Source organism: Megasphaera sp. NM10, from assembly GCF_000417505.1.
Classification (GTDB): domain Bacteria; phylum Bacillota; class Negativicutes; order Veillonellales; family Megasphaeraceae; genus Megasphaera; species Megasphaera intestinihominis.
Window position 1 is genome coordinate 21316 of record NZ_APHY01000043.1, and the last position, 19092, is coordinate 40407.

Sequence of the window (19092 nt, forward strand, 5' to 3'; positions counted from 1 at the left end):
TCCTCAAGACCATTGTTTCATTTCATCGTTAATTTTCTTACATGCTGCAAGCTCTTCGGCCAGCCTTGCATCGCCAGTCCGGCTATAAGTGGCAGCCAGGCGGCTGTGCGCCAGGTACTGCTTTTGTAAATCGGCCATGCGAAAGCGCTTGACATAATCCATCAGTACATTTTCGTCCAGTGGGACATCTTGTAGAACCATAATTCGTGCTACTTCTTCGGCCTCCTCAGGAGTTAATTTTTGCTGGATGTCATGTGGTGTGTACATCCCTTGGTGTGCATACGTATCCAAAATGAGCTGGTAAATGTGGCGCCGCCGTTCATCGGCAAAGAGGTCCGCCGATACTTTGGCGTGGATCCGCCCGCAGGCAGCCGGCTTTTCCAGGAGGAAACGCAGGATATTCTCTTCGGCTACAGCCATGGCACCGCTCCCGCGGGCTGCGGCATTTTCCTGGGATACGGACGAAGAGATGACGACCGGCTGCTGGCCTGCTTCCGGATGGGCAGCGACATACTTGTTGAATTCGCTGCGCACGGCGTTTTCCCCTATCTGCAGCTGACCTGCCAGTTTCTTCAGGAACGCTTCCAGCAGGACCCGGTTGTCGACGGCAGCGACGACGGGCAGGACCATGGTCGTAATGGATGATTTCCCTTCCAGCGTCGTCACGTCGAAGCGCTGCAAGGCCCGCATGAGCATGTAATCGAGCACATTCGGCGCTTCGTCGACGGCCTGGCGGAACTTGTCCGGCCCGGCGGCATTGATGTATTCATCAGGGTCCTTGCCCTGCGGCAAGGACAAGACGCGGATGCGCATGCCCAGGCCGCGGACGATTTCCATAGCCCGCTGCGTCGCCTGACGGCCGGCGCCGTCCATGTCGTAGCCCAGGACGAGTTCCTTGGCCTGGCGCTGCAAGAGCCGCGCCTGTTCCGGCGTAAAGGAGGTCCCCAGGGACGCGACGACATTATGGATGCCCCGGTTATGAGCGGAAACGACATCCATATAGCCTTCGACCAGGATGGCTTTCCCCTGCTCATAAATCGCTTTATGGGCCAGGTCCATGGCGAAGAGGAGCCGCCGTTTATTGAAAATCGGCGTTTCCGGCGAATTGAGATACTTCGGCTTGCTGTCGTCGAGGACGCGGCCACCGAAACCGACGATGCGGCTGCGGCCGTCGCGGATGGGGAACATGACCCGTCCGCGGAAGGCATCGTAAAAGTGGCCGTTCTTTTCTTTAGCCAGTCCCAGGAGGACTAATTCCCTGCCAGTGACACCTTTTTTCATGAAAGCCGTCGTCAGTTTATCCCAGCTTTCCGGAGCAAAGCCCAGCTTAAAGGCCTCGATGGTATCATCCGATACGTGGCGCTTGTGGAAATAGGCCAGTCCGGGCTGCCCGTAATGAGTCTGGGTCAGGCAGTTATGGAAAAAATTGCCCGCCATTTCGTTGATCTGATACAAGCGGTCCCGCTGTTTATCGCGGGCGATTTCTTCGGCCGACCGTTCGACGACGGGCAGGGCGATATGGGCCCGTTCAGCCAGGCGTTCGACGGCATCCGAAAAGGAAAGGTTTTCTTTCTTCATAATGAATTGGAAGACATCGCCGTGAGCATGGCAGCCAAAGCAATAAAAGAATCCTTTGTCGGCAGCGACGCTGAAGGAGGCGGTCTTTTCATTATGGAAAGGGCAGCAGGCCCAGAAGTTGCGGCCCCGCCGTTTCAGCGTCACATAATCGGAGATGACGCTGACGATGTCATTGGCCTGCCGGACCTGTTCGATAAATTCGCTGGAAAACCGTTTCACTCATATCACCTGTTTCATTTCAATAACGCTGACGTATATATTATTCTCTATCCACCTGTGAAACTCCTTCTTTAGGGAACACTCTTTTAAGGTAAATCTAAAAAATGGATACATAACATTCCTATGATATACTATTTCGACGCGGAGCGTCAAGTTTCCTTTTCCAGGAGATGATTTTTTCTGGCCAGCCGCACTCCCAGGCCCTTGCGGGCTAAAATATAGCCCACATGTTTTCACGAAATGTATGGATTTATTTATTTTCATTTTGTATAATAGATGTAGACAAAGCCAATATAGGGGAAATGCAAATGATTCATTTTACAGTAGGGACGATCATACGGCCTACATCGTTAGGCGGCGCTTTGAAACATTTCGGCGTTTCGTCGACATTGCGGCGCCGTATCAAGCACAACGGCATCTGTACCATCAACGGCCAGGCCGCCTCGACGCGGGACTTCGTCCATGAAGGCGACGAGATCTGCGTCACCCTTCCGGAAAAGAACCCCTTCCCGCCACAGGACATACCCATTGGCATCGTCTATGAAGACGACTACCTCATGGTCATCGACAAGCCTGCAGGTCTCCTGATGCATCCCACATCAGCCGTACGGGACGGGACACTGGCCAACGCCGTCGCCTATCATTACGAACAGACGGGGCAGCACTGTTCCTACCACCCCATGCACCGCCTGGACAAGAATACGTCCGGTCTCTGTATGGTCGCCAAGGAACCGCAGATCCAATACGCTTTCGATAAGCAGGACTTGGGCTATAAGCGCTTGTACTTAGCTATCTGTGAGGGACGATACCCGTCGCGGGTCACAACTGTACACGCCCCCATCGGAAGATGTCCCGATAGCATCATCACCCGCTGTGTCCGCCTCGACGGCAAGCCGGCCTGGTCCGATTTCACCTGCCTCGCAGCCGGCAAGGACTACAGCCTGCTCCAAGTCGTCCTGCACACGGGCCGGACCCATCAGATACGGGTCCACAGCAGTTACCTGGGCTATCCCCTGGCCGGCGACGACCTCTACGGCGGTTCGCGCCGCTTCATCGGCCGCCAGGCCCTGCACGCCTACTGTCTCCAGTTCACCCACCCCATGAGCCACCGCTTCATCACCGTTAATTCCCGGCTGCCTGAAGATATGGACGCCTTCGTCCGACGGGCCGGCTGGAATTATATATATTAACCATTTTTACGTATTATGTAGGAGGAATGTAAACATGCCATTAATTGGAACTACAGAAATGTTTAAAAAAGCCTATGAAGGCCACTATGCTATCGGTGCATTCAACATCAACAACATGGAAATCGTCCAGGGCGTTACCCAGGCCGCTGCTGAATTGAACTCGCCGATCATCCTTCAGGCTTCGGCCGGTGCCCGCAAATACGCTAAACCGCCGTATTTGAAACATCTCGTAGAAGCAGCTTTGGAAGATCATGATCTCCCCATCGCCCTTCACCTCGACCACGGCGCTGACTTTGAAACCTGCAAAGACTGCATCGACGGCGGTTTCACTTCCGTCATGATCGACGGCTCGAAACATTCTTTCGAAGACAATATCGCCCTCACGAAAAAAGTCGTTGAATACGCACACGCTCACGGCGTCGTCGTCGAAGGCGAACTCGGCCAGCTGGCCGGCATCGAAGACGATGTCAAAGTCGCTGCCCACGAAGCTCACTACACGCGTCCGGAAGAAGTCGAAGAATTCGTATCCCGCACGGGCGTCGACTCCCTGGCCATCGCTATCGGCACCAGCCACGGCGCTTTCAAATTCACTCCGGAACAGTGCACGCGCAACGCTGACGGCGTCCTCGTACCGCCGACACTCCGCTTCGACATCCTCGAAGAAGTCTCCAAACGCCTGCCGGGCTTCCCGATTGTCCTCCACGGCGCATCTTCGGTCGTACCGGAATACGTCAAGATCATCAACGAAAACGGCGGCAACCTGGCTGACGCTATCGGCATCCCGGAAGACCAGCTCCGCAAAGCAGCTTCCATGGCTGTCTGCAAGATCAACATCGACTCCGACCTCCGTCTCGGCCTGACTGCCGGCATCCGTCAGCACATGGCACAGCATCCGGAACATTTCGACCCGCGCCAGTACCTCGCCGACGGCCGTCAGTTCGTCCATGACATCGTCGCTCACAAGATCAAATGCGTCCTCGGCTCGGAAGGCAAAGCTTAATCGCATGTCTTGTAAAAAAGGTATTGCTTTTTTCTGCGCCATATGGTAAAATTTCTTCTAGTGTTCTTGTAAATTAGGGAGGTGAATCCATTGCCGCAGATTAAATCCAATATCAAAACGATGGAAAAAGACGCAGCTCGCCACGCAGCTAACTCTCAGGTTAAATCTTCTGTTCATACCGCTATCCGCCGTACGACCGAAGCTATCGCCGCTGGTGACGCTGAAGCTGTTAAAAAAGCATTCGATAAAGCTAGCAGCGTAATCGACAGCGCCGCACAGAAAGGCGTTCTCCATAAAAACACTGCAGCTCGTAAAAAATCCTGTTTGGCTTCCAAAGTCAATGCTATGGGTAAATAAGTTCGACTGAAAAGGGGGACTGGCGCATGAAGGTTTCGGCCATCATGCACGGTCCCTTTTTCTGTACAGTTTAAGGTTTGATGTTTGAAGAAGGCCTTTAAATTTAAAGCCATCCGCTAACAACTAACTGCTAGCCACTACCAACTTTAAAGGGCTTGTCGTTGTGCGACAAGCCCTTTTTCATACAAGGAGGATATCATGTTCCCCCATTGGTTCCAATTACGCCATTTCCTGGCCCTGTTCTTTCCCCTGCTCCTGACCCAGATGGCCCAGGTCGGGACATCCGTCTTCAGTTCTATCTTCAGCGGTCAGGCCGGGACGATTGACCTGGCCGGGGTCGCCGTAGCCGTCAATATCTGGTATCCCGTCTTTGCCGGCCTGTGCGGCATCTTCTTCGGCATCTCGCCGATCATCGCCCAGCTCCGGGGCGCTCAGAAGACCGAGGAAATCCCGACGTACATTATGCAGAGCCTCTACTTGAGCCTGGGCTTTACGGCCGTCATTTTCCTGGCCGGCGCCTTTCTGCTACCGCCCTTTCTCGACTTTATGGGCCTCGACGCACCGGTCCGCTACATCGCCTGGGAATACCTCAAGGCTCTGGCCCTGGGACTGGTCCCCATCTGCCTGCAGGCGACGATGCGCTACATCGTCGACGCCCACGGCAAGACCCACGTTTCCATGGCCATCTTAGTGACCAACCTGGTCCTGACGATCATCCTCTTCCGCCTGCTCATCTTCGGCGCCGGCCCCATTCCAGCTATGGGCGGTATCGGTACGGGCTATGCCATCACCATCGCGTCGTGGCTGTCCTTCCTGCTCTTCGTGGGCGTCCTGCAGTGGATGGAGCCTTTCCGCTCTTACCATCTCTGGAGCCGCCTGCGGCCTTTCAGCTGGTATCATGGCTATCATCAGCTGGAGTTGGGCATTCCCATCTTCATCGCCGTCTTCTGCGAAACGAGCCTGTTCTCCATCGTCGGCCTGCTCATGGCCGAATTCGGCACCTTATACCTGGCGGCCAACCAGGCAGCCATCAGTTTCTCGACCCTGACCTATACCCTGCCCTGGAGCATCAGCCTGACGGCGACTATCGTCATCGGCTACGAAGTCGGCGCCCGCAACTACGCCGCTGCCCGGCAGTATGCCGTGCTCTGCCAGATGACGGCCTTCACCATCGCCATCGCCCTCATCGTCGTGACTTACCACTTTGTCGATCATATCGCCGCCATCTTCACGAGCGATGCCGAAACGTTCTGGGCCATCCGCATGTTCATCTTCTACGCCGTCGCCTTTTCCTTCTTCGATGCCGCCGGCACGCCGGTCCAGGGCATCCTGCGCGGCTATAAGGACGTCAGGATCATCACTTACGTCGCTTTCGTGACCTACTGGCTCATCAGCATCCCTATGGGCTATGCCATGGCCCACGTCACGTCCTACGGGCCCTATGGCTATTGGATCAGCCTCATTATCAGCCTGGCCATCAATGCCAGCGCCCTGAACTGGCGCTTGTGGAAGCATACGGCCTGGAAAGTCCCTGTCCTATCCTCATCTACTAAGGAGTGATTTTATGCCAACTACCAAACAATTAACGGCTTATGCCCGCGTCCTCTTGCAGAAGGGCCTGAATCTCCAGAAAGGTCAGACCCTGGTCATCAATGCCCCTGTCGAATCGCACGACTTCGTCGCCCTCCTGACGAAAGAGGCCTATACGGCCGGCGCCGCCCAGGTCGTCTGCAACTGGCGGTCTGACGACCTGGCCCGCCTGCGCTACGAACACGAAGATTTGCAGTATTTCGAGTCCCTGCCGGACTGGCGCCGCGATTTCAGCCTTTACTATTACCATAAGAAAGCGGCCTTCCTCAGCCTCATCTCGGCGAATCCGTACCTCATGGACAGCATCGACACCCATAAAATCTTTGCCCAGCAGAAAGCCCAGAATGAAGCCTTGAAGGAATACATCGACGGCATGATGGCCTCGAAGACGACGTGGCTCGTCGCCGCCGTCCCCAGTGCCGTCTGGGCCAAACTGCTCTATCCGGACCTCGACGAAGCCGCCGCTTACGAAGCCTTGTGGAAGCAAATCCTCCAGTCGTCCCGTGCCGACGGTGCCGATGCCCTGGCCGATTGGGACGCCCATCTGGCCGAATTGAAGAAGCGCCGGACCTGGATGACGGACCAGCATTTCACCAGCCTGCACTATACGAACGGCCTGGGAACGGACCTGACTATCGGCCTGCCGGCCGGTCATATCTGGCAGGGCGGCATGGAAGAAACGGCGGACCACCTGCTGTTCAATGCCAACATCCCGACGGAAGAAATCTATTCGGCCCCCAAGGCAGATGCGGTCAACGGCACGGTCTACAGCACCAAGCCCCTGGTCTATAACGGCAACCTCATCGACAAATTCCACCTGACCTTCAAAGACGGCAAAGTCATCGACGCTGCCGCCGAAACGGGCGAAGACGTCCTGAAGAAACTCATCGCCATCGACGACGGCGCCTGCCGCCTCGGCGAAGTAGCCCTCATCCCCTATCATTCGCCCATTTCCCTGTCGGGTATCCTCTTCTATGAAACACTCTTCGACGAAAACGCCTCGTGCCACCTGGCCCTGGGCGCATCGTACCCGACCTGCCTGGCTGGCGGTGCTGATATGGACAAAGATGCTGTCGCCGCAGCCGGCCTCAACGACTCCATGATCCACGTCGACTTCATGGTCGGCTCGCCGGACCTGACCATCACCGGGACCAGGGCCGACGGCACGACGGTGCCGGTCTTTACCGATGGCGACTGGGCGCAATAACGATTTTCCATTGACAATCCCGGCCATCCGTGCTATTATAAGACACAACAACCATATACCCTTCATCCAGAGCAGCTGAGGGACTGGCCCGATGACGCTGCGGCAACCCCCTATCGGGAAGGTGCCAATTCCAACGGAACATTCCGACAGATGAAATGAAACCGTATATACGGCCGTCATCTGCATGACGGCCTTTTTTTTGTGGTTGCTTTCTCTAGTTACGCCTATTTTGAGGAGTTGATACTGTGATTACACTGAAAAATATTACCAAGACCTACGGCGGCGCCGCACAGGTCCAGGCCCTGAAAGGCATCAACCTGACCATCGACGACGGCGAGATCTTCGGTATCATCGGCAAGAGCGGTGCCGGCAAATCGACGCTGGTCCGCTGCATCAATATGTTAGAAAAACCGACGAGCGGCCAGGTCATCATCGACGACAAGGATTTGACCAAGATGAATGAATCCCAGCTGCGGGCAGAACGCAAGAACATCGGCATGATTTTCCAGCACTTCAATCTCTTATCATCCCGTACGGTTGCCGAAAACATTGCCTTCCCGCTGGAACTCGTCGGCGCTTCCAAAGACGTCATCGAAAAGAAAGTCGCTTCCCTCCTCGACCTGGTCGGCCTCAGCGACCGGGCCGGCAACTATCCGTCCCAGCTCTCAGGCGGCCAGAAACAGCGCGTCGGCATTGCCCGTGCCCTGGCGAGCGATCCGAAAATCCTGCTCTGCGACGAAGCCACGTCGGCCCTGGACCCGCAGACGACGAAATCCATCCTGGAACTGCTCCAGGACATCAATAAACGCCTGGGCATCACTATCGTCGTCATCACCCATGAAATGGCCGTCGTCAAGGAAATCTGCCATCGCGTCGCCGTCATCGAAAGCGGTGTCATCAAGGAAATGGGCCGCGTCGTCGACATCTTCACCAATCCTCAGTCCCAGACCATGAAAGATTTCGTCACGTCCATCATCAATATGGAACTGCCGGCAGGCATCAAGAACCTGGGTGTCACCGACCAGCCGTCGCCGGACCGCTACATGCTCGTCCGCCTGCGCTTCAAAGGCGCTGCGACCAGCGACCCCGTCGTCGCCGACATCGTCCGCAAATTCAACGTCGAAGTCAGCGTCCTCTACGGCAACATCGACTACATCCAGGATGAACCGTTCGGCTACCTCATCGTCGTCATCATGGGCGATATGGAAACACAGGCCAAGGCATTCTCGTACATCAAAACATTACCGATTGGAAGTGAGGTTTTAGGTTATGTCCCAAGAAATCATTAAGTTAATGCTCCAAGGCATTGAAGAAACGTTCTACATGGTCGCCGTCGCCACGGTCATTGGCGGTATCATCGGCATTCCCCTGGGTATCACCCTGGTCACGACCAGCAAGGGCCATATCCTGGAAAACCGCTTCATCAATCAAATTCTTGGCACGATCGTCAACATCATCCGTTCCATCCCGTTCATCATCCTCATGGTCGCCATCATCCCGCTGACGCGTCTCATTGCCGGCACGTCCATCGGTACGACGGCAGCCTGCGTCCCCTTGACCATCGTCGCCATCCCCTTCCTGAGCCGTCTCGTCGAAACGTCCATCCGCGACGTCGACTTCGGCCTCGTCGAAGCGGCCGAATCCATGGGGGCTACGCCGTTCCAGATCATCCGCAAGGTCCTCATTCCCGAAGCCTTGCCGACGATCATCAATAACATCACCGTCCTCATCGTCAACCTCATCGGAGCATCGGCCATGGCCGGCGCCATCGGCGGCGGCGGCCTCGGGGACATCGCCATCCGCTATGGCTACCAGCGATTCCGTCCCGACGTCATGCTGGCGACGATCATCATCCTCATCGTCGTCGTCAACGTCATCCAGGCCGGCGGCGACTTCGCATCACGAAAAAAGAATAAGAAATAAATAATAGAAAAAAGGAGCTGTTGCACATGCGACAGCTCCTTTTTTCTGTAGGGGCGCCCCGTGGGGCGCCCGTCCACGCAAATGGGTATATAAATGTCTTGGCGTATATCCAGGGCAGCTCGTGAATGGGATTCCCACAACGGGCCGCTCTTTGGGACGGCCCCTACAAAGCGGTCCATGGGACCGCGGCTAACTGCTGACGGCTGACCGCTGACTGCTAATCCCTAGCCACTAGCCACGAATCTCCAATGCCCCTACAATATCCTGTATATGTTCGATGCCTTCTTCTCGGCAATACTGGTCCAGGCCTTCGGCGATGGTTTCGACGGCTCTGGGGTCGACGAAGTTATGGGCGCCGACGGCGACGGCACTGGCACCGGCCAGCATGAATTCGACGGCATCCTGCCAGGTCGATATGCCGCCCAGGCCGAGGATGGGGATGGATACGGCCTGAGCCGTCTGCCATACCATGCGCAGGGCGACGGGCTTGACAGCCGGGCCGGACAGGCCGCCGGTGATATTGCCCAGCAAGGGGCGGCGGGTCTTGATGTCGATGGCCATGCCCGTCAGGGTATTGATGAGCGATACGGCATCGGCACCGGCCGCTTCGACGGCTTTAGCCATGACCGTAATGTCCGTGACGTTTGGCGACAGTTTGACGATGACCGGTTTCCAGGTATGGTCCTTGACACTGCGCGTCACAGCCGCAGCCGCTTCCGGCTGGGTCCCGAAGACGATGCCCCCTTCTTTGACGTTAGGACAGGAAATATTGACTTCCAGGGCAGCCACGCCGTCGACGTCGAGCTGAGCTGCCAATTCGCCGTATTCTTCGGCAGTCCCGGCCGATATATTGACGATGAGCGGCGTCTGGCAGGCCTGCTGGACCTTGGGCAGGATATCCCGCTTGAAGACTTCGACGCCGGGATTTTCCAGGCCGATGCAGTTGAGCATCCCTGCCGGCGTTTCGGCCACGCGGACGCCGGGATTGCCCGGCCGCGGCAGCGGCGTGATGCCCTTGGAAATAATGGCCCCGACGTGATCGAGGTCGAGAAAATCACTGTATTCTACGCCAAATCCAAAGGTCCCCGATGCTCCCATGACCGGTGTCTTCATGGAAATACCGGCAAACTGGACGGCAATGCGTTCGCTGATCATGCAAAGACCTCCTTCGCGTCAAATACGGGGCCGTCGGCACAGACTTTATAGCGTTTGCCGTCGAGCTGGCTTTCAAAGGTGCAGCCCAGGCAGACGCCGATACCGCAGGCCATCCGCTTTTCCATGGACACTTCACAGGCGACGCCGGCTTTGGCCGACGCCTGGGCGATGGTCTTCATCATGACCGTCGGCCCGCAGACCGATACGCGGTCGATGGCGTGTTCTGCAAAGATCTGCGGCAGGGCATCGACGGCAAAGCCCTTGATACCCAGGGAGCCGTCGTCAGTGGTCACGTAAATCTGGCCGGCATAGGGTTCAAAGAACTTGGTCCAGAACGTTTCAGCCGCCGTCTTGCCGGCAACGAGCACGATGGGATGGTCCAGGCGCTTAGCCAAAAAGATGAGCGGAGCCAGGCCGACACCGCCGCCGGCCAGCAGGACCTGGCCCGGCGTTGTCGTAAAGACGCCTTCGCCCAGGGGCCCTTCGACGCTCAATGCGTCACCGCTGCGCAGGCCCTTCATTTCTTCTGTGCCCTTGCCGACCAGGCGGTAAATGATGGTGACATGACCCGTTTCGGCATCGGCATCGACGATGCCAAAAGGCCGGCGCAAAAAGGTCTGTCCCCCATCGTGATGGACATTGACAAACTGGCCGGGCTGCGCTTCCCGGGCAATCTGCGGTGCATGGAATACCATTTTCCATACTTCAGGAATAATGGCTTCATTCTCGACGATAGTCGCCATTTCCAAGAATTTCTTCACCTGCTAATCATCCTTCCTCTGTTTGCAATAAGAACAGTTTTATTGTACCACAGAACGGCCGATTTTCGTAGCCAAAATCAGTGCTGCCGCTTTTTGACGATTTCGCGGCGCATCTTTTCCATATTGTCCTGAAAGACCGCCTTTTCCTGCATGGCCACGCGCGTATAGAGGACATCGCCGATGGCCATGTGGATCAGGCGCGACGCCCCGGCTTCTGACGTGTACTGGACTTCGCGCCCCATGCCGCACAGGCAGATATCGGCTAACGCAGCCAAAGGCGACTGGCCATGGCTGGTGATGACGATGACTTTGGCCCCGTTCTCCCTGGCGGCCTGGACCGATTGCAATAGTTCCTTCGACGCCCCGCTATGGGATACGGCGATGACCACATCGTCGGCCGTCATCAGGCCGCCGCCGTGACCTGCATATGGGAGTCGGCATACTCCCGGATAGCCAGTCCCAGGCGCAGGAAACGCGTGGCCATATCCATGCAGACCGTCGCCGAGTTGCCAAAGCCAAAGACGTAGATGCGCTGGGCTTTCAAGAGCAGCCGGGCCGCCGCATCGAGAGCGCCATAATCGAGGAGGCTCAGCGTATCCTGCAATCCTTCGGCAATATTGGCAAAGACCTTGGCCGCTACGTCCCGTCCGCTATCGCCGGTCTGGATGTCGTGGAAGGCCTTCTGCGGCGCCGCCGATAATTCCGCAGCCAGCATGAGCTTCAATTCCTTCAGGCCGCTGCATCCCAATTTCTTGCAAAACCGGGAAATAGTGATTTCCGAACTCTGCGCATGAACGGCCAGGTCCGAAACGGTCTGTTCCATGACCTCGTCCGTATGATCGACGATATAATCGGCAATACGGCGCTCTGACTTGGTCAGACCGCCGTATGCACTGCGCAGGACAGGAAATAACTGGAGTTTCGTTTCTTCCATTGTCTTCCCTCCCACTTCTGTATTTACTTTTATTTTAGCCTACAAAGATGTTCAATACAAGGACACCGGCCAGGCCCATGACGGCGATGATCGTTTCCAAAGCGCACCACGTGCGGACCGTCTGTTTGACTGTCAGGCCGAAGAATTCCTTGAAGAGCCAGAAACCGGGGTCATTCGGCGGGCTGAAGATGAGCGAACCGGCGCCGGTTGCCAGGACCATCAGTTCCGGATTGGCACCGGTGACGGCGCAGATAGGCGCTGCGATACCGCCGGCTGTCAGGGCTGCAACCGTAGCCGAACCGCAGGCCGTGCGGATGACGGCAGCGACCAGCCAGGCCAGGAGCAGCGGCGATAAATCAGAACCGGCGACGAGGTTGCCGATATACGTGCCGACACCGCTGTCGATGAGGACCTGTTTCAAGGCACCGCCACCGCCGACGATGAGCAAGATCATAGCAATGGTCAGGACGGCATCCTGGACCGTCTTCATGACGTCTTCCATGGATTTACCCCGTCCCAGGCCGAAGGTATAGATAGCGATGGCGACGGAAATAGTCAGGGCGATATCCGGCTGGCCGAAGAAGGTCAGGACGTGACGGGCCGGGACATCGGCACCCATAGTCAATTTGGCAATCGCCGAAGCGGCCATGAGGATGACCGGGACCAGCGCCGTGAAGACGGAGATGCCGAAGCCGGGCATTTCGTCGTCTTTAAAGATTTTCGGGTTGTACATGCCCTTGGGGATTTCCGGATTGATGTCGCGCGTCAGCGTGCAGTACAGCGGACCGGCGACGATGGCCGTCGGGATGGCGATGATAGCGCCATAGACCAGGGTCGTGCCGATATCGGCATTATAGATGATGGAAATAGCTGTCGGGCCCGGATGAGGCGGCAGGAAGCCGTGGGTGACCGACAAGGCCGCAGCCATAGGGATACCGACTTCCAGCAGAGGAATCTTGGCTTCTGCGGCAATGGTGAAGACTAAAGGAATGAGCAGGACAAAGCCGATTTCATAGAACAAGGCGATACCGACGATGAAGCCTGTCAGGCAGACGGCCCATTTGACGTTTTCCCGGCCGAAGACGTTGATCAGCGTCATGGCGATGCGCTGAGCGCCGCCGCTTTCAGCCATGAGCTTGCCCAGCATGGCGCCGAAAGAAACGACGATGGCCAGGCCGCCTAGGGTACCGCCCAGCCCCTTTTCAATGGTCGGGATGAGCTTGTCGATAGGCATGCCTTCAGCCAGGCCGACGGCGCCGGCGACGAGGAGCAAAGCCAGGAAACTATTGAGTTTTACTTTGACGATGAGGAAAAATAAGACAAGAATGCCAATGGCTAGGATGACGAGTGGCATAATGAGAAGCCTCCTTTATTTTGTATAGTGCTCGTGCCAATGATGATGGAAAGTGCCTTCTTTATCGACGCGCTGGAACGTATGGGCGCCGAAGTAGTCGCGCAGGGCCTGGATGAGGTTGGCCCCGACCTGGGGACTGCTGTAGGCATCGAGGTATTGCAGGGCTGCCGAAAAAGCCGGGATAGGCAGGCCGTTGGCGATGGCCAGGCCGATGATCTGCCGCAGGGCGCCCTGATTGGCGTTAATCTTTGCCAGGAAGAAGTCATCGAACAAGAGATTGTCCAGGTCCGGATTCTTGTCATAGGCTTCGGTAATCTTGGTCAGGAATTCGGCCTGGATGATGCAGCCAGCCCGGAAAATAGAAGCGATAGCGCCGTAATCGAGGTGCCAGTCATACGTTTCCGACGCGCTCTTGTAGAGGGAAAAGCCCTGGGCATAAGCGACGATTTTCGCCGCATAGAGGCTCTGGCGGACGGCTTCGACGAAGTCGTCACCGTGCTGATGGGACAAGGCAGGCATTTCGATGCAGGCCTGGGCTTTCGCACGGCCCAGTGCATTGGACATGACGCGGGCATTGCAGGCTGCGGTGATCATGGAAATATCGACGCCTTGTTTCATCGACTCGATACTCGTCCAGCGGCCTGTCCCCTTCTGACCGGCAGCGTCGACGATCTTATCCAGGACCTGTCCGCCGGCTTCGTCGTCTTCAGCGAAGATGTCTGCAGCGATGCCGATGAGGAAGCTTTTCAACTCGCCCTGGTTCCATTCATGGAAAATCTTGGAAATAGCGGCGTTGTCGTAACCGCCGACGTATTTGAGCAGCAAATAGGCTTCGGCAATGAGCTGCATGTCGGCGTATTCGATGCCGTTGTGGACCATCTTGACATAGTGGCCGGCACCGTCTTCGCCGATATACGTGCAGCACGGCTTGCCGTCAGCGGCTTTAGCGGCAATGGCCTCGTAAATGGGCTGGATTTCCGGGTACGTTTCCTTATTGCCGCCAGGCATGATGGCCGGGCCGCGGCGGGCCCCCGTTTCCCCACCGGAAATCCCCATGCCGTAGAAGTGGATGCCGTCTTCCCTGCAACGGTCGTAGCGGCGGCGCGTATCGCCGAAATAGGAATTGCCGCCGTCGATGATGATGTCCCCCGTATCGAGGAGAGGCAGCAGCTGGTCGAGCATGCTGTCCACGGGAGCGCCGGCCATGATCATGAGCATGACCTTGCGCGGCCGCTTCAGGGAAGCCAGGAAATCTTTCAGCTCGAAGTAGCCCGTAATCTTTTCATGAGGCCGTTCTTGGAGGAACTGTTCCGTCAAGCCCGGCGTATAGTTGTAAACCGAAACGTCATAGCCGTGGTCGGCCATATTCAGGGCCAGGTTACTGCCCATGACGGCCATGCCGACGACGCCAATATCGTGAAGTGCCATAGCAATCGCTCCTTTTCACTGGAAATTATAATTTCTGCTGATATGCCGTGATGTCGGCAAATTCGCGCTGCAAGTTATGATAGAGCCGGACGAAGATGTCATAGAGCTGCTGATAGACGGCAACGTTTTCTTCCATAGGCGTATACACCTTCTTGGCGTGGACCAGGTCGGCCGTATCGGCGATGCTCTTCAACCTGCCGCTGGAAATGAAGCCCAGCACAGCCGCCCCGAAGGCAGCGCCTTCGCTGTTGTCCGGCAGGGTAATGGGCTGGTTGAGGACGTCTGATAAAATCTGGAGCCACAGTTTCGACTTGGTGAAACTGCCGCTGACGCGGATGTCCTTGACGTCACCGAATTCCTTGAGAGCTGCCATGACGCTGTTCAGGCTGTAACAGATGCCTTCCATGACGGCGCGGATCATGTGGGACCGGCTGTGATTTAGAGAAAAGCCGAAGAACATGCCCCGCAGTTCCGAATTCCAGTACGGCGCCCGTTCACCCGTGAAATACGGCAGGCAGATGAGGCCGTCGGCGCCGGCATCGACGTGTTCTGCCTTCATGGTCATCAGGTCATAAGGGTCGATGTCCAGCGTTTCCAGGGCACTGCCGCCGTAATGGCAGATCTTGTCGCGGACCCACCGCAGAATCATGCCGCCGTTGTTGATGGCCCCGCCGGCGACCCACATGTCGTCGGTCAGGTTATAGCACCACGTGCGCATCTGCGGGTCTGTCTTAGGCTGGCGGGTCAGCATGCGCAGGGCGCCGCTGGTCCCGATGGTCCCGCTGAGCTGGCCCGGTTCGACGGCTCCGATGCCGACATTGACCAGGACGCCGTCAGTAGCGCCGATGACGACGGGAAGGCCAACAGGCAGGCGCAGGGCTTTGGCCGCTTCTTCACAGAGCCCCTGGCTGTACGTCGTCGATACGACAGGCGGCAGCTGGTCCTTGGTGATACCGGCATAGGCCAGGATTTCATCGTCCCAATCCAGAGTCTGTTCGTTGTACATGCCGCTCGTGCTGGCAGCAGACTTATCGATGACCCATTGGCCAGTCAAATGATAGAATAAATAATCCTTCAGCGAGCCCACATAGCGCATCTGGCGGAAGAGTTCCGGCTGATTCTGGCGCAGCCAGATGATCTTGGCCAGGGGATAGCAGGCGTGGATGGGGCAGCCCGTCCGTTCATAAAAGGAGCGGCACAAGGCTTCGTCTTTCTTCATCTCCCGGACGATGGCCGCACTGCGGCTGTCTGCCCAGGTCTGCATGTCCATGAGGGGCTCTCTGCCTTCATCGAGGCCGGCAAAACTGTGCATGACCGTACTCAAGGCGATGCCTGCCAGTTCTTTGTTCTTATAACGCAGCTGAGCCGCCGTCTTACTGATGACTTCCTGGACGGCTTCGAGGATCTGGAGCGGGCTTTCTTCAGCCCAGTCCGGATGAGGTGTCAACAGCGGATAAAAGGCTTCCGACGAGCAGACGTTGGTCCCGTCTTCCGTATAAGCAATGGCCCGGACCCCGGTCGTACCGACATCGACGCCGATCCATACTTTCTGGTTCGCCGAATCCATAGGCGTAATGATATTCATGAGTCATACTCCCTTTCACGTAGCTTGGTAAGGAATCTTTTCGATGACTTTATGATACCATTCCCGTTGACTAAATGCAATAAAAATATCATTTTAAATTTTATATTTTGATATTTTTATATCATAGAAGTAGGGTACCCTATGCGTCTGGGGAAAAACCAGCCGTTAGCAGTTAGCGGCTAGCCGCTGGTTTTGCGAACTGCGGCCTGCATATTTGCTTTTTTGCCCTTTCTGTGCTATAGTATCTTTGCAAGAATGGTAGTTTTCTATCATCTCTATATGTAATCATGATATTTACAGGAGGGATTCCCATGAAAGTTATCTTGTTAAATGGCAGCCGCCGTGAAAAGGGCTGCACGTATACGGCTTTATCCGTCGTCGCCGACACGCTCAAAGAAAACGGTATCGATGCTGAAATCGTCCACGCCGTTCCCGACGATGCTACCGTCGACGCTGTCGCTGAAAAAATGAAGGCTGCTGACGGCCTGGTCATCGGCTCGCCGGTCTACTGGGCTTCGCCGTCTGGTGAAATCATCTCCTTCATGGATAAACTGGCTGGCAAAGCCGGCGCTGCCCTGACCCATAAAGTCGGCGCCACCGTCGCTTCGGCCCGCCGTGCCGGCACGACGGCAACGCTGGACGTCCTCAATAAATACCTGGCTTATCACCAGATGGTCAGCGTCGCATCCAACTACTGGCCCATGGTCCACGGCAACACACCGGAAGAAGTCAAGAAAGACGAAGAAGGCTTGCAGATCATGCGTACCCTCGGCCGCAACATGGCTTGGATCCTGAAATGCATCGAAGCCGGCAAAAAAGCAGGCATCGAAGCCCCGGCAACAGAAGCCAAAATCATGACCAACTTCATCCGCTAAGGGCTCGTAGGGATAAGAAATCGTAGGGGCCGTCCCAAAGGGCGGCCCGCTCTCGTGCCCCACTGGCTCTCTTCATAGGAGAGCTGTCAGCGAAGCTGACTGAGAGGTTGCTCTTTTTATTGCACGCAAAGCAGTTTTTGAGTGTAGGGGTCACCATTTGGAATTTGCAGTTTATAGACAACGGCTTTAAATTTAAAGCCATCTGCTAACGGCTAACAGCTAGCCGCTGACTTCTAAAAAGGAGCTGTCGCGATGCGACAGCTCCTTTTTCATTCATAAAATATTGTATTTACTACAGCTTTTTTCCGTTATAGTTATAATGGTATAATAAGAAGCGTACAACTTTGAAAGGGAGTTCCTCTTATGTATCCAATCAACCTCGATCTCAACGGCCAGTCCTGTCTGGTCCTCGGCGGCGGCGCCGTCGCCGAACGCAAGGTCTGCCGCCTGCTGGCCGAAGGGGCTGCCGTGACGGTCATTGCCCCGTCCCTGACCCGGCCGCTGCAGGAACTGGCCGAAAGCCACCACCTGACCTGGCAGCCGCGGACATACCAGGCCGGTGATGAGTCAACCTTCTTCCTCATCATCTGTGCCACTGACAACGAAGCCGTCAGCCACGCCGTCGCAGCTGCTGCCAAAGCCCAGGGGAAACTGCTCAACGTCTGTGACGTCCCGGATTTGTGCAACTTCACCCTGCCGTCCATCGTCCGCCAGGGCGACCTGCAGCTCACCATTTCCACCAACGGCAAGGCACCGGCGCTGTCGCGCTGGCTCCGGAAGCAACTGGAACAGCACTTCGACGAACGCTATGGCCGCTGGCTCGCTGAATTAGCAGCTATCCGCCGCCAAGGGCAGTCCGTCCTTCCGACCAGCCGGGACCGCCAGGCCTTCTGGCGCCAGGCCCTGACGGACGACGTCATGGCCCTGGTAGACAATAACGAAATCGACGCAGCCAGCGCCCTGCTCCGGGATCGGCTGGCCGCCTGGGAAAGGAAAAACCATGAAACGTAATCTGACCATCGGTACGCGGCGCAGCCAGCTGGCCCTGTGGCAGGCCAACTACGTCGCCGACGCCCTGCGCCGCCACGACCCGGAGCTGTCCGTCCAGCTCCAGCATATCGTCACGCAAGGCGATAAAATCCTAGACGTCCCCTTAGCCCGCATCGGCGGCAAGGGGCTGTTTACGACGGAATTGGAACGGCGCCTCCTGGACGGCACCATCGACCTGGCCGTCCACAGCCTGAAAGACCTGCCAGCCGACGTCCCGGACGGCCTCTGCCTGGCAGCCATCACGGCCCGCCACCACGTCCACGACGCCTTCGTTTCCAATACGTATGCCACCCTGGAATCCCTGCCGGCCGGCGCCTGCATCGGCACATCGAGCCTGCGCCGCAGAGCCCAGCTGCTCCACACCCGGCCGGACCTGGTCGTCAGCGACCTTCGGGGCAACGTCGATACGCGCCTGAAAAAGCTCGATGACGGTCAATACGACGCCATCATCCTGGCCGAAGCCGGCCTGCAGCGCCTGGGCCGGGCCGACCGCATCTGCCAGCTCCTGCCGGTCACGACCATGATTCCTGCCGTCGGCCAGGGAGCCCTGGCCATCGAAACCCGCGCCGACGATATGTCACTGAGGCAGGCACTGGCTTTCCTCAACGACCAGGACACGGCCGCCGCTGCGACAGCAGAACGGGCCTTCCTGGCCGCCATCAACGGCAGCTGCCAGGTTCCGGTCGGCGTCTACGGCACGGTCCGGAACGGGACGCTGACCTTACAGAGCATCATCGCCGCCCCAGACGGCAGCCAGGTCTGCCGCACGACGACGCAAGGTCCCGTCGCCGACAGCGCTGCCATCGGCAAAGAAGCGGCCTGTACGCTCCTCGATGACGGCGGCCGCCGCATCCTCACCGATTTAGGCATTACGCCGACTTACTAA

At 56.9% G+C, this 19092-nt stretch carries 18 protein-coding genes and 1 riboswitch; of the genes, 10 read left to right on the forward strand and 8 right to left on the reverse strand.

The window, feature by feature from the left end:
* Positions 1–3: 3 nt before the first annotated feature.
* Entirely contained in the window at positions 4–1797 is a 1794-nt protein-coding gene (gene dnaG, locus NM10_RS08035) for a DNA primase (RefSeq protein WP_020311083.1), read from the reverse strand.
* 308 nt (positions 1798–2105) lie between these two features.
* On the opposite strand from dnaG, the gene NM10_RS08040 reads away from it, so the two are divergent.
* From NM10_RS08040 to NM10_RS08070, 7 genes are all read left to right on the forward strand, one after another.
* Positions 2106–2987 carry an RluA family pseudouridine synthase gene (locus NM10_RS08040; RefSeq protein ID WP_051132251.1) on the forward strand — a complete coding sequence of 294 codons (882 nt, stop codon included), beginning with the start codon at positions 2106–2108 and terminating at the stop codon, positions 2985–2987.
* Positions 2988–3021: 34 nt separating this feature from the next.
* Positions 3022–3987 (forward strand): class II fructose-1,6-bisphosphate aldolase, encoded by a 966-nt coding sequence (fba, locus tag NM10_RS08045; RefSeq protein WP_014016799.1) that lies wholly within the window; start codon positions 3022–3024, stop codon positions 3985–3987.
* Positions 3988–4077: 90 nt separating this feature from the next.
* Positions 4078–4344 carry a 30S ribosomal protein S20 gene (rpsT, locus tag NM10_RS08050; RefSeq protein WP_020311085.1) on the forward strand — a complete coding sequence of 89 codons (267 nt, stop codon included), beginning with the start codon at positions 4078–4080 and terminating at the stop codon, positions 4342–4344.
* Between the two features lie 198 nt (positions 4345–4542).
* On the forward strand, positions 4543–5904 hold the full coding sequence (locus tag NM10_RS08055) for an MATE family efflux transporter (protein WP_020311086.1): 1362 nt from the start codon (positions 4543–4545) through the stop codon (positions 5902–5904).
* 4 nt (positions 5905–5908) lie between these two features.
* A complete protein-coding gene (locus tag NM10_RS08060; RefSeq protein ID WP_020311087.1) occupies positions 5909–7141 on the forward strand; it encodes an aminopeptidase in 1233 nt (410 codons plus the stop codon).
* A gap of 59 nt (positions 7142–7200) precedes the next feature.
* Positions 7201–7298, forward strand: a riboswitch (SAM riboswitch).
* 88 nt (positions 7299–7386) lie between these two features.
* Positions 7387–8430 (forward strand): methionine ABC transporter ATP-binding protein, encoded by a 1044-nt coding sequence (locus NM10_RS08065; protein ID WP_020311088.1) that lies wholly within the window; start codon positions 7387–7389, stop codon positions 8428–8430.
* Positions 8411–9064: a methionine ABC transporter permease gene (locus NM10_RS08070; RefSeq protein ID WP_020311089.1), complete on the forward strand. Its 654-nt coding sequence runs from the start codon at positions 8411–8413 to the stop codon at positions 9062–9064. The genes NM10_RS08065 and NM10_RS08070 overlap by 20 nt, the downstream gene beginning before the upstream one ends.
* Positions 9065–9295: 231 nt before the next feature.
* On the opposite strand, the gene NM10_RS08075 is transcribed toward NM10_RS08070, so the two are convergent.
* From NM10_RS08075 to NM10_RS08100, 7 genes are all read right to left on the reverse strand, one after another.
* Positions 9296–10219, reverse strand: a complete 924-nt coding sequence (locus NM10_RS08075; RefSeq protein ID WP_020311090.1) for a dihydroorotate dehydrogenase — start codon at positions 10217–10219, stop codon at positions 9296–9298.
* The gene (locus tag NM10_RS08080) at positions 10216–10980 is read right to left on the reverse strand and encodes a dihydroorotate dehydrogenase electron transfer subunit (protein WP_020311091.1); all 765 of its coding nucleotides are present in this window, start codon (positions 10978–10980) and stop codon (positions 10216–10218) included. The genes NM10_RS08075 and NM10_RS08080 overlap by 4 nt, the downstream gene beginning before the upstream one ends.
* A 77-nt stretch (positions 10981–11057) precedes the next feature.
* Complete coding sequence (locus NM10_RS14620) at positions 11058–11384, reverse strand: MurR/RpiR family transcriptional regulator (protein WP_239639671.1); 327 nt, start codon at positions 11382–11384, stop codon at positions 11058–11060.
* The gene (locus tag NM10_RS14625; RefSeq protein WP_239639672.1) at positions 11384–11914 is read right to left on the reverse strand and encodes a MurR/RpiR family transcriptional regulator; all 531 of its coding nucleotides are present in this window, start codon (positions 11912–11914) and stop codon (positions 11384–11386) included. The genes NM10_RS14620 and NM10_RS14625 overlap by 1 nt, the downstream gene beginning before the upstream one ends.
* 34 nt (positions 11915–11948) lie before the next feature.
* The gene (locus NM10_RS08090; RefSeq protein WP_020311092.1) at positions 11949–13268 is read right to left on the reverse strand and encodes a gluconate:H+ symporter; all 1320 of its coding nucleotides are present in this window, start codon (positions 13266–13268) and stop codon (positions 11949–11951) included.
* A 15-nt stretch (positions 13269–13283) separates the two neighbouring features.
* Positions 13284–14696, reverse strand: a complete 1413-nt coding sequence (gene gnd, locus NM10_RS08095; protein WP_020311093.1) for a decarboxylating NADP(+)-dependent phosphogluconate dehydrogenase — start codon at positions 14694–14696, stop codon at positions 13284–13286.
* Between the two features lie 25 nt (positions 14697–14721).
* Entirely contained in the window at positions 14722–16281 is a 1560-nt protein-coding gene (locus tag NM10_RS08100; protein ID WP_020311094.1) for a gluconokinase, read from the reverse strand.
* 311 nt (positions 16282–16592) lie between these two features.
* Here NM10_RS08100 and NM10_RS08105 point away from each other — a divergent pair, with 311 nt between their 5' ends.
* The 3 genes from NM10_RS08105 to hemC all read left to right on the forward strand — a co-directional run bounded on the left by NM10_RS08105 (position 16593) and on the right by hemC (position 19092).
* On the forward strand, positions 16593–17156 hold the full coding sequence (locus NM10_RS08105; RefSeq protein ID WP_020311095.1) for a flavodoxin family protein: 564 nt from the start codon (positions 16593–16595) through the stop codon (positions 17154–17156).
* Positions 17157–17519: 363 nt separating this feature from the next.
* A complete protein-coding gene (locus NM10_RS08110) occupies positions 17520–18167 on the forward strand; it encodes a precorrin-2 dehydrogenase/sirohydrochlorin ferrochelatase family protein (RefSeq protein WP_020311096.1) in 648 nt (215 codons plus the stop codon).
* Positions 18157–19092, forward strand: coding sequence for a hydroxymethylbilane synthase (hemC, locus tag NM10_RS08115; RefSeq protein WP_020311097.1), 936 nt, complete (start codon positions 18157–18159; stop codon positions 19090–19092). The genes NM10_RS08110 and hemC overlap by 11 nt, the downstream gene beginning before the upstream one ends.